Below are 10,587 nucleotides of genomic sequence, written 5' to 3'. Positions count from 1 at the left end.
GGCGACCGGTTACGTCGCGCGGCCCGACGAATACGGCCCGGGGCGGGAATCACCGGTCGAGTCCACCGGCGCGTGGGACGTCTCGGGCACGTCGCTGGGCGAATTGGCCGGCTCGCTGTTCGGTGCGCCGGATCCACGATAATGCGGCGCCGCCGCATGGTTTCGATCCGACTGCGCCGATGCGGCCGCTACCGCATCACACCCGAGGCCGTAGCGGACGCAGGCGCGGGGCGGCGTAGCGGGCCGCCGCTGCGATAGGGAATGGGAGGCTCGGCGACGGCGTTTACCTCGGGGTGGCGACGCCCACGCGCCGGTGGACTCGACCGGTGATTCCCGCCCCGGGCCGTATTCGTCGGGCCGCGCGACGTAACCGGTCGCCAGGCCGGCGTTTTGGGCGGCGTCTAAGTCGGAGGGGTGCGCCGCGATGAGCATCACCTCACCCGGTTCCAGGCCAAGGAAACGTGCGGGAGTGTGGTAGGCGCGCGGGTCGGGCTTGTAGGCCTTTTCGACATCGGAACCCAGCACCATGTCCCACGGCAGGCCGGCGTACTTGGCCATCTCGACCAGCAGCCCGGTGTTTCCGTTGGACAGCGGCCCGACGATCACGTGTCGCTTCATGGCCGCGATACCGCCGACGCTGTCCGGCCACGGCGGCAGCCAGCGCCACGAGCGGGCGAGTGCGTCGACCTCGTCGCCGGGCAGCGCGCCGACAGCGACGCCGAACTGCTCGAGCGATGCGAGGAGGTTCTCTCGATGCAGGATATCCAGTGACACGAATTCCCGTCGGCCCGAACGGATTTCGGCCATCGAGGGCAGGTATCGGCTCCGCCAGTCGATTGCGAACGCGTCCGGGTCGAGGCTGACGTCGTGGCGTCGGGCGAATTGTCGTACCGTGGCGGCGATTCCGGATCGCCAATCGACGACTGTTCCGAAGGTATCGAAGAAAACGGCGCGTACGGCCCGGCCGGTCGAGGGCGAGCGGTATTCGGTCATTCCTCAGGCTAGCGCCGCGGCCGGCGGCGCAGCCGGGCACCGGCACGTAATCTCGCCGTGGAGGATGGCGACTTCAGGAGGGGGCGGGGCGATGGCGGAGCGGGACGATCGCCGATACGTGATCATCGGTGCCGGAGCCATCGGCGGCACGCTGGGCGGATTGCTGGCGAGGGCAGAAACTTCCACCGTCTTGGTTGCCCGCGGCCGGCATGCCGAGGTGCTGGCGGCCGATGGCTTGACGCTGCGGACGCCGGACGGCGCGTGGCGCACACCGGTCACCGTCGCGTCGCGGCCCGACCAGGTGCAACTGACCGAGCGCGACGTGCTGGTCTTCACGACGAAAACCCAGCAACTCGACGCGGCCTTGCAGGAGTGGGTCGACCGCCCGGTGCGCGGAACGCGGGGCACCGCAGGCGAATTGCTGCCGGCGATGACCGCGCTCAACGGTGTTGCCGCCGAGGAGAAGGCGCTGCGCTACTTTGCTCGCGTGTTCGGCGTCTGCGTGTGGTTGCCTGCCGTGCACGTCGAACCCGGGGAGGTGATCGTGCGGTCGTGGCCGGTGGCCGGCCAGTTTCACATCGCACGGTGGCCCGCGGGAGCGGGCGAGGCGGCCGATGCCGACCTGCTGACGAGCCTCGCCGAGGCCTGGAGCGAGGCGGGCATCCGCACCCGAATCACACCCGACGTCGCCCCGTGGAAGTACAACAAGTTGCTGAGCAACCTCGGAAACGGGGTGGGGGCGCTGACCGCCGGCGCGACCGACGCCGGCGAGATACTCGACGCGCTGCGGGCCGAGGGTGAAAATGTCTTGCGCTCTGCGGGAATCGAATTCGTGCCGTTCGAAACGTCGCGGGCGGTACGAGCGGACGGTCCGGTCATCCGCCCCGTCCCCGGATGGGACGGTGGGCCGAGCAACTCGACCTGGCAGTCGTTCAGCCGTAACACCGGCAACGTCGAGACGGATTTCTTCAACGGCGAGATCGCCCGGATCGCGCACCGGCACGGCACCAGGGCCCCGCTGAATGCCGCCGTAGCCCGCGCGGTGCGCATGGCGGTGCGCGATGGCGCGGGTCCGGGGTGCTACTCCGTCTCGCAGTTGAGCGAACTGCTCGGGGCAGCGGCGGGCGCCTCGTCGTAGGACCGATCGGGCACTCAACCGGTCGGCGTACGATATCGTTAGTTGTGCGAACGAATCGTGCCGCGCCTGGTTGATGACTTGATGGGAGGCTGTTGTGGCCCGAAGTGCCGGCGATACCTGGGACATCGTGACGAGTGTCGGCTTCACCGCGTTGGCCGTGTGCGCGGCGCGTGCCCTCGACGCCGGGCTGCGGCCGCCGTTGGCGAACGACGACTTCGCCGCCGGCTTCGTGGCCGCCGCCGGTGAGCCGAACCTTATTGCGGCAGTGGACAAGACGGACATGACCAGCGCGGCGGCCTTCAATGCACAGTGGGTGGGGGTGCGCACGCGATTCTTCGACGAGTTTTTCGCCGAGGCCAGTCGGTCCGGCACCCGCCAGGCCGTCATACTGGCCGCCGGGTTGGATTCTCGCGCCTACCGGCTGCAGTGGCCCGCCGGCCATACGGTGTACGAAGTCGATCAGCCGCGGGTGCTCGAATTCAAACAGCGGGTCCTCGACCAGCGGGGGGCCGTCCCGTCGACGCGGCGCGTCACCGTCGCCACCGATCTGCGTGACGATTGGGCGGGTGAGCTGATTGCGGCCGGCTTCGACCCCGGCCAACCGACGGCGTGGGCGCTCGAGGGGTTGCTGCCCTATCTGCCCGGGGCCGCGCAGGACGCGCTCTTCGACAAGCTGCACGAGTTGTCGGCCGCCGGTAGCCACCTAGCCGCCGAGCTCGGGCCGGCCCCCGGCGAAGTGCAGGAATTCGCCGACAACGTACCCACCATCAGCCAGGACACCGACCACCCGCCGGTCGCCGAGCTGTGGTACGACGATCCGCGCACCGACACCAAAGCGTTTCTTGCCCAACATCATTGGCGGGTCACCGGCGTGGACCTGGTCGACAAGGCCGCCACCGAATACGGACGGCCCTTCCAGGATCTGCCGGTAGTGTTCGATCGGTTGCTGCGCACCAAGTTCTTCACCGCGGTCCGCGAACGCTGAGCCGCATCACCGGCGAGTGGCCGGCACGCGGCGGTCGAGAATGCTCAGCGCGCGTTCGGCCCACCGAATGTTCTCCTGTTCGAACGAGATTCCCCGGCTCAGCGTCAAATAGGGGCCAATTCGTTCGGTTCGGGCCAGGTATTCCTCGTCGCTGTGGCCGTCCAGCATGCGCGCCCGCAAACGTTCGTAACGTTGCACTTTGGCGCTCGCCCAGTGCAGCCGGTCGCGGATGAACTCGCGGACGGCCTCGATGTCGCCGGCGTCGGCGGCTTGAACCTTGACCAGTAGCTCGTCACGGATCACCGAAGGTTTCGGCGCCTTGGTCGTGAACTGGCGGATCGCGTCCCGGCCGGCTTCGGTCAGGGAGAACATGCGCTTGTTGGGCCGGCGTTCTTGCTGCACGAGCCGGGCCTGGATGAGCCCTTGCTCAGCGAGCCGGTCGAGTTCGCGATACAGCTGCTGCGGGGTCGCCGGCCAGAAGTTTGCGACGGAAGCATCGAAGTCTTTGGCCAGGTCGTATCCGGACGATTCGCCCTCGAGAAGGGCGGCCAACACCGCGTCACGCAGCGACATCGGTCGATGCTACAACGACACGATTACTCAACAAAGTGACTAATCGCACTCTGGACATCGCGCGGCGGGCGCCCTAGCGTCGATCCCGCACGTACTCAACTAGTTGACTATGCGAGGTCGCTCATGCACCCGTTCCGCAAAGCCGTCGAAGAGCGCGACGAGGAGGCCATCCGGGCGATGCTCGCCGACACCGTGGTCTTCACGAGCCCGGTGGCGTTCAAGCCCTACGTCGGCAAGCCGATCACCGCCGCCATCCTGCGCGGGGTGTTGCGGATCTTCGAGGACTTCCGCTACGTCCGCGAGATTCACGACCCCGGCGGGCGCGACCACGCTTTCGTGTTCGAGACCGGCATAGCCGGGGCTCCCGGGGTGAAGATCACCGGATGCGACTTCCTGCACTTCGACGACGACGGACGCATCGACGACTTCATGGTGATGGTGCGCCCGCTGTCGGGCGCGACGGCCTTGTCCGAGGCGATGGGCGCCCAATTCGGTCGCATCCAGCAGGAGGCGCTGGAATTGGCCAATCAATCCGGCACCGCGTAGAAGTATGACCATGCGGATTGGACTGAGCATCAACTATGCGGGCGGATTCAAGGACGTCGCCGCCGAGGTGGCCGACCTGGAACGCGCCGGGCTGGACATTGTCTTTGTGCCCGAGGCATATTCGTTCGATGCGGTGAGCGCGCTGGGTTACCTGGCCGCCAGCACCGAACGGGTCGGGCTGGCCTCGGGCATCCTGCAGCTCTACACCCGAACCCCGACCCTCACCGCGATGACCGCCGCCGGCCTGGACTACGTCTCCGACGGGCGTTTCACCCTGGGCCTGGGCGCTTCCGGTCCGCAGGTCATCGAGGGATTTCACGGTGTTCCCTACGACGCCCCGATCGGCCGGACTCGCGAAGTCATCGAGATCTGCCGGCAGGTGTGGCGACGCGAGACCGTGCAACACCAGGGCAAGCACTACACGATCCCGCTGCCCGCCGACCAGGGCACCGGCCTCGGCAAACCGCTCAAGCTGATCAATTCCCCTGTCCGGGAGCGTATTCCGATACTGGTGGCCGCGCTGGGACCCAAGAACGTCGAACTGGCCGCCGAGATCGCCGAGGGCTGGCAACCGATCTTCTATCTGCCCGAAAAGGCGCAGGACGTGTGGGGGGACTCCCTGGCCGCCGGCCGGGCCAAGCGCGACCCCGAGCTTGGTGACCTCGACATCTACGCCGGTCCCGTCCTGGCCATCGGCGAAAACGTCGAGCCGCTAAGGGAATTCGTCAAACCGCACCTGGCCCTCTACATCGGCGGGATGGGAGCCAAGGGCAAGAACTTCTATCACGCCCTGGCCACCAAATACGGCTACGGCGCGCAGGCCGACCGGATCCAGGAGCTTTACCTGGCCGGCGACAAGGACGGCGCCGCCAAGGTGGTGCCCGACGATCTGGTGCGCGACGTCAACCTGATCGGCACCCGCGAATTCGTCAAGGAGCGGCTGGCGGCGTTCCGTGAGGCGGGGGTCACCACCCTCAACGTGGCGCCCATCGCGTCGACCACGGCGGAGCGGATCAAGCTGATCGAGACGCTGCGCCAACTGGTTTGATCGCCGGCGCGGGCCGCGAGGAATCAGTCCTGGCGGTGGCTGTCTCGGCGTAACCGCACCGCCCGGGCGACCGCCGTTACGGTGGCCAGCACGGCCATCACGGACAGGATCACCACCGAAACCGCCGAGCCGACGGTGGCCAGGATCAGCGGCAGGGCAAAGCCGACGTACGTGACGACGTAGAACACTCCGGTCAGAGCCCCGCGCAGGCGTGGCGGCGCGGCGGCCTCGAGGTCGATCAGGCCTTCACGCAGGCACAGGCCCGAGGCGCAGCCGAGAACCACAAACAGCGGGAGACCCAACGTCGGGGTCAGCGCCGGGGGCGCCAGTGCGGCTACCGCGTAGCCGAGCGCCGCCAGCACCGCACCGACGGTGCCAGACTGCGGACCCCACCGAAGCGCGCGGGCCAGAACCTGTACGACGCCGCTGACACCGTTGACGATCAGGGTGGCCGTGCCGGCCGCCAGGGGAGCCGCGAGCGCGGTGTGCAGCCGGGTGGGGATGGTGACGAATCCCAGTGTCGCCGAGGCGTACACCCATGGCGCCAGCGGTATGGCCCAACTCAGGGCCCGGCTGACTCCCCGCGCGGCCGGGGCGGCCGGGGCTACCCGCCCCGAGTCGTACCCGGCGGCCGGGCGCGCCACCTCGGCGCGGCGGGCCGCACCGATGACGGCGCACGTTGCCAGCACCACGATGGCCGCGGCGACGGCGAACGACACCCGGATGCCGGATCGTCCGGCCCACGCGATGAACCCACCGACGAACGGTCCGACGGCGAAACCCGCCGTGAGTACCGCCCCGGCGGTCGCGGCGCCGGCGGGGCCGCGCAGATCCGAGGCCCACGCGGTGCACGAACTGATCGCGAGGCCCACACCGATCCCGACGATCAGGCGACCCAGCAGCAGCGCGCCCGCGTGCTGGGACAGCAGCATGACCGCCGTTCCCGTCAGCGCGGCCACCGATCCGGTCAGCGCCACCGGCCGGCGCCCGAGCGTGTCCGACGCGCGCCCGCCCACGAGCAACCCGGGAAGCAATCCCAGCGCGTAGATGCCGAAGATCCCGTCGAGGGTGGTCGTGCTGAGGTGGGCCCGGTCGCTGATCACCGGCATCAGCCCGACGAAGTGGTTGGCGACCCATCCCGTTGCCAGCAGCAGCGCCAGCACGCTGACGAACAGCGCCCCCGTACCCGCCGCCTCGCGCCCGGCTCCGGTGACGCCGCCGCGGCCGCTGCGCACATTCGACGAGGTCACTGAGCTTCCTCCCCTTTCAGACCTGATGCGCATACGCGGCCGACCGCCGATGGTAGAACGCGAGGTCACCCGGGCGGTTATTCCCACTGCGCGCAACCGGACGCGGCGGCGCCGCGATGTGGCCGCTGCCACGCCGTCCCTGCAAACACGGCGGTCATCGGTCCGGGCCGCCATTCGGGGTTTGAAATCAGGCGATTTGGTGTACTGATACCACTACTCGCACCCAGGAAGGCAAATGATGAAGTATATTGCGGCAGCTGCGATCGCGATCTCCGTCCTGCTGTCCAGCGCGTGTTCGGCCTCACAGGTCATCAACACCGGCGGGGACACCAAGTGCAAGGACTTCACCACGCAGGACGAGAAGAAGCAGAACGACGAAGTGAGCAAGATGCTCAAAGACAAGAGCGGTAACGACCCGACCAATGTGGAGATTTCCGCCACGCGCCTGTCGGTGACGACCTACTGCCAGACGCTCGGCAAGCCGGACACCAAGATCTCCGAGGCGCCGCACGGCTGACGCCAGCTGACCACGGCACACGGCCGGCTCCCGCTCGCTCGGGAGCCGGCTGTCTGCGTTCCGGGGGCATCGGGCACCGTCGCCGCGCCGACGCACTTCGGGTCAAGGCGATCCATATTCTTGCACCGGGGCATCGGTGCGGAAATGATGACACCGATTTATCCCAGCATGCCCCTGCGGCCTGACCGAGTCGCTCGCTGACGACTCGCGCCGCGGGGCCGCCGTCCTCCTAGAAAGGTAGCTCGTGAGCGCCCTTTCTACCGAGCCGATTCCCCTGACGGTCCCGCACGGCACCGTGGCCGCGCCGCGGCCCGGCCGCCGCCGGATCCTGTCGCCCACATTGCCGTTGGCATTGCTCGGCTTCGCCCTGTTCCTCGGCGGCTGGTATCTGAGCGTCGACGTGCTGGCGCTGCCGCGATTTCGCGGCCTTCCCGGTCCGACCGAGGTGATCCGGGAGTGGCTCAGCCCGAACCCGGCCTACGGCACATCCATTTTCACGGCGTCGTATTACGAGCACATCTGGGCGAGCGTTCGGCGCGTCGCCCTCGCCTTCGCGGCGGCGCTGGTCACCGGAATCCCGCTCGGCCTGCTGCTGGGGTGGTCATCGCGATTTCGTCAGTACACCTTTCCCATCTTCGAGTTGATCCGACCCATCCCCATCCTCGCGTGGGTTCCCTTGGCAATGCTGATGTTTCACAGCAGGGAGGGCTCGGTCATCTTCCTGACGTACCTGGCAGCGTTCTACGCGGTCACGCTGAACACGTTGCTCGGGGTCCAGTCGATCGACCAGAACCTGATTCGGGCGGCGCAGTGTCTGGGTGCCGGCCCGCGCGAGGTGCTGCGCACCGTAGTGATTCCGGGATCGCTGCCCTACATCTTCACCGGCCTGCAGATCGGCATGGGCGTCGCATGGTTCTCGTTGGTCGCGGGCGAGATGATCGCCGGCCAGTTCGGGCTCGGTTATCTGATCAACGCCTCGTACACGACCACCCGCTACCCGACGATCGTGATCGCGATGGTCACCATCGGTGTAATCGGTTTCGCCAGCAGCGCTTTGATCCGACTGCTCGGTGACCGGCTGATGGCCTACCGGGCCCGGAGCATCGGGTCATGAGCGGGGGAAACCTCGTCCTGAGCGGTGTCGGCAAGGCGTACCGGACGACGGGCACCCCGGTGGTGGCGGTGGAGGATTTCAGCCTCGACATCGCCGCGGGCGAACTGCACGTCATCGTCGGACCGTCGGGATGCGGAAAGAGCACGCTGCTGGGAGCCGTCGCCGGATTCACCGACATCACCTCGGGCCGAATCCAACTGGACGGCGAATTGCTCTGCGGCCCAGGTCGTCCCACCGCGACGATCGGCCCGGACCGGGTAGTGGTCTTCCAGGACAGCACCTTGTTCCCGTGGTTCACGGTCGCCGAGAACGTGAGCTACGGCCTGGTGGCCCAGCGGCGACTGAGCCGCCGGGACGCGGCCGAGATCGCCGTCGAGCGCCTGCACGACGTCGGCCTGGGCGAGGTGGCGCGCAGTTACCCGGGCGAACTGTCCAGCGGCGTGCAACGCCGCGTCGAGATTCTGCGCGCGCTGGTCATGGAGCCGACCGTGCTGCTGCTCGATGAGCCGTTTCGGGGGATGGACGCGATCTCGCGCTCCGCGATGCACGATGCGCTGCTGCAGATCTACGACAAGTCCGCCGTCACAGTGCTTTTCATCACCCACGACATCGAGGAAGCCGTCTACCTGGGCAGTCGTGTCACCGTGATGACGACCCGGCCCGGCCGGGCCAAGACCACGATCGAGGTCGACCTCGACCGCCCGCGCGACCGCGACCTGATCACCGCACCCTACTTTCGTGAACTCGTCGCCGAGGTCTCCGAGGCGGTTCGCGACGAAGCCAAGCGTGCCTTCGACGCGGGCGAGCGGGAGATGGCGCAGTGACGACGCTGTTACGGCGCGCCGACCACGCGGACGCGTCGGCGCTGAGGCGCGGCGCGATCGGCATCGTCGTCTTCGCCGCCGGCTGGGAGCTGGCCACCCGGCTCGGCAACTGGACCGGTGTCAGCGTGCCCGTGGTGGGGCAGCTACCGGCGCCCTCCGCGGTGATCGTCGACTTCCTGAAACTCCTTGCCAGGCCGGGCTATTGGAACAGCTGGTCGCTGTCGTTTCAGCGAGTGCTGGCCGGCTTCGCCGTGGCGCTGCTGGTGGGCGGCACGCTAGGCCTGCTGATGGCGACCCGTCCCTGGTTCAAACGCGTGGTGTTCCCGGTATTCGAATCGCTGCGGCCGGTACCGCCATTGGCGTGGGTGCCGATCGCGATCATCTTCTGGCCGACTCAGGAGCTGTCCATCACCTTCGTGACATTCCTGGGTGCACTCTTTCCGATCGTGCTCAACACGGTCGGCGGTGCCGAACAGATCGATCGCAGGCACGTGCTGGCCGCGCGGTCGATGGGCGCAAGCCGCCCATACGTCTTTCGACGGGTGCTGCTGCCCGCGCTGCTGCCGTCATTGGTCACCGGGGCGGCCGTCGGCATGGGCATCACGTGGGAGGTGGTGGTGGCCGCCGAGCTCATTTCCGGCGGCGGCCAGCAGTCCGGTGACGGCGGGCTGGGCTTTCTGGTGTGGAACGCCTACGAGGGCAACAACTTACCGCGGGTCGTCGTGGCGATGATCAGCCTGGGCATCGCGGGCTACCTGTCGAGCGGCCTCGTGCGCGCGCTGGGAAACCGCCTCATGCCATGGCAGCGCGTGGCGGCATGACCGGAAACCGGACCGGCGCGGTCCTTTTCGATCGCGTGTCCTTCCACGTCCGTAAGGGACGGGAGGACGTCCACGTCGTCGACGACTGCTCGCTGCGCATCGAACCCGGCGAACTCGTCGCGATGATCGGACCGTCGGGCGGTGGCAAGACGACCATCGGATACCTGCTGGCCGGTTATCACCGGCCCAGCAGCGGCCTGATCGCCGTCGACGGCAAAGAGGCCCGCGGACCCTCAGCCGACCGCCTGCTGCTGTTTCAAGAGAACGCGCTGATGCCGTGGCTGACGACCGCCGAAAACGTCATGTTCGGACCGCGTGCGCGCGGCGCGGACAGGGTGGCGGCGCGGCAGCGCGCGGATGCCGTCCTGGCTCGGGTTGGACTCGCCGAATTCGCCAACCGTTATCCCGTAGAGCTTTCCGGCGGCATGCGGCGCCGCGCCGAGTTGGCTCGCGCGCTGATCAACGAGCCCGCGGTGCTGATCCTCGACGAGCCGTTCCGGGGACTCGACGCGATGACCCGCGAGCTGATGCAGGAGTACACGGCCGAACTCCTTGCCGAGCAAGGCCGGACGGTCCTGTTCATCACCACGGATCTCGACGAGGCGCTGCTGCTTGCGGACCGGCTGCTGGTGATGACGGGGCGTCCCGCCCGGGTGCGCGAGGAGTTCGCCATCGAGCTGGCCCGCCCCCGCCAGCGGATCGATCTACTGAACGACGACCGCCTGCAAGACATCAAACACCGTGCCATGGAGCTGTTGCGAGCCCCGACAGCTGCGCA

Annotated in this window: 11 protein-coding genes and 1 pseudogene; 9 read left to right on the top strand and 3 right to left on the bottom strand. The window is 68.0% G+C overall.

What is annotated here, in order from left to right; all coding sequences use genetic code 11:
• Positions 1-303: 303 nt before the first annotated feature.
• A pseudogene (locus A5659_RS05810) lies at positions 304-993 on the bottom strand (haloacid dehalogenase type II); the annotation flags it as partial.
• 91 nt (positions 994-1,084) lie between these two features.
• On the opposite strand from A5659_RS05810, the gene A5659_RS05805 reads away from it, so the two are divergent.
• Both A5659_RS05805 and A5659_RS05800 read left to right on the top strand, forming a co-directional pair.
• Positions 1,085-2,131: a ketopantoate reductase family protein gene (locus A5659_RS05805; protein ID WP_067179722.1), complete on the top strand. Its 1,047-nt coding sequence runs from the start codon at positions 1,085-1,087 to the stop codon at positions 2,129-2,131.
• Between the two features lie 94 nt (positions 2,132-2,225).
• A complete protein-coding gene (locus tag A5659_RS05800; protein WP_067022418.1) occupies positions 2,226-3,116 on the top strand; it encodes an SAM-dependent methyltransferase in 891 nt (296 codons plus the stop codon).
• Between the two features lie 6 nt (positions 3,117-3,122).
• Here A5659_RS05800 and A5659_RS05795 read toward each other — a convergent pair whose 3' ends face one another.
• Positions 3,123-3,689, bottom strand: coding sequence for a PadR family transcriptional regulator (locus A5659_RS05795; RefSeq protein WP_067179719.1), 567 nt, complete (start codon positions 3,687-3,689; stop codon positions 3,123-3,125).
• Positions 3,690-3,812: 123 nt separating this feature from the next.
• Here A5659_RS05795 and A5659_RS05790 point away from each other — a divergent pair, with 123 nt between their 5' ends.
• Together A5659_RS05790 and A5659_RS05785 are read left to right on the top strand one after the other, a co-directional pair.
• Positions 3,813-4,235: a nuclear transport factor 2 family protein gene (locus A5659_RS05790; RefSeq protein ID WP_066876451.1), complete on the top strand. Its 423-nt coding sequence runs from the start codon at positions 3,813-3,815 to the stop codon at positions 4,233-4,235.
• Between the two features lie 10 nt (positions 4,236-4,245).
• Entirely contained in the window at positions 4,246-5,283 is a 1,038-nt protein-coding gene (locus tag A5659_RS05785) for an LLM class F420-dependent oxidoreductase (protein ID WP_066861294.1), read from the top strand.
• A gap of 23 nt (positions 5,284-5,306) precedes the next feature.
• On the opposite strand, the gene A5659_RS05780 is transcribed toward A5659_RS05785, so the two are convergent.
• Positions 5,307-6,533 carry an MFS transporter gene (locus tag A5659_RS05780; protein ID WP_067179717.1) on the bottom strand — a complete coding sequence of 409 codons (1,227 nt, stop codon included), beginning with the start codon at positions 6,531-6,533 and terminating at the stop codon, positions 5,307-5,309.
• 235 nt (positions 6,534-6,768) lie between these two features.
• Between A5659_RS05780 and A5659_RS05775 the strand changes: the two genes are divergently transcribed.
• From A5659_RS05775 to A5659_RS05755, 5 genes are all read left to right on the top strand, one after another.
• Positions 6,769-7,050: a hypothetical protein gene (locus A5659_RS05775; protein ID WP_066867409.1), complete on the top strand. Its 282-nt coding sequence runs from the start codon at positions 6,769-6,771 to the stop codon at positions 7,048-7,050.
• A 244-nt stretch (positions 7,051-7,294) separates the two neighbouring features.
• Positions 7,295-8,164, top strand: coding sequence for an ABC transporter permease (locus A5659_RS05770; RefSeq protein ID WP_082975906.1), 870 nt, complete (start codon positions 7,295-7,297; stop codon positions 8,162-8,164).
• Entirely contained in the window at positions 8,161-8,988 is an 828-nt protein-coding gene (locus A5659_RS05765; protein ID WP_067179714.1) for an ABC transporter ATP-binding protein, read from the top strand. The genes A5659_RS05770 and A5659_RS05765 overlap by 4 nt, the downstream gene beginning before the upstream one ends.
• Positions 8,985-9,809, top strand: coding sequence for an ABC transporter permease (locus A5659_RS05760; protein ID WP_067179711.1), 825 nt, complete (start codon positions 8,985-8,987; stop codon positions 9,807-9,809). The genes A5659_RS05765 and A5659_RS05760 overlap by 4 nt, the downstream gene beginning before the upstream one ends.
• Positions 9,806-10,587, top strand: a 782-nt coding sequence (locus A5659_RS05755) for an ABC transporter ATP-binding protein (protein WP_231997749.1), incomplete at its 3' end; no start/stop codon positions are given. The genes A5659_RS05760 and A5659_RS05755, both read left to right, overlap by 4 nt.

The sequence above is a fragment of the Mycobacterium sp. 1165196.3 genome (assembly GCF_001673415.1).
Classification (GTDB): Bacteria; Actinomycetota; Actinomycetes; order Mycobacteriales; family Mycobacteriaceae; genus Mycobacterium; species Mycobacterium europaeum_A.
Note: the sequence above shows the minus strand (reverse complement) of the source record. Positions and strands in the feature narration are given on the sequence as shown.

What these genes read in the sequence shown, in the direction of transcription:
- A5659_RS05805 (WP_067179722.1), top strand. Translation starts at nt 1,085, where the DNA reads ATGGCGGAGCGGGACGATCGCCGATACGTGATCATCGGTGCCGGAGCC.
- A5659_RS05795 (WP_067179719.1), bottom strand. Translation starts at nt 3,689, where the DNA reads ATGTCGCTGCGTGACGCGGTGTTGGCCGCCCTTCTCGAGGGCGAATCG.
- A5659_RS05790 (WP_066876451.1), top strand. Translation starts at nt 3,813, where the DNA reads ATGCACCCGTTCCGCAAAGCCGTCGAAGAGCGCGACGAGGAGGCCATC.
- A5659_RS05765 (WP_067179714.1), top strand. Translation starts at nt 8,161, where the DNA reads ATGAGCGGGGGAAACCTCGTCCTGAGCGGTGTCGGCAAGGCGTACCGG.
- A5659_RS05785 (WP_066861294.1), top strand. Translation starts at nt 4,246, where the DNA reads ATGCGGATTGGACTGAGCATCAACTATGCGGGCGGATTCAAGGACGTC.
- A5659_RS05775 (WP_066867409.1), top strand. Translation starts at nt 6,769, where the DNA reads ATGATGAAGTATATTGCGGCAGCTGCGATCGCGATCTCCGTCCTGCTG.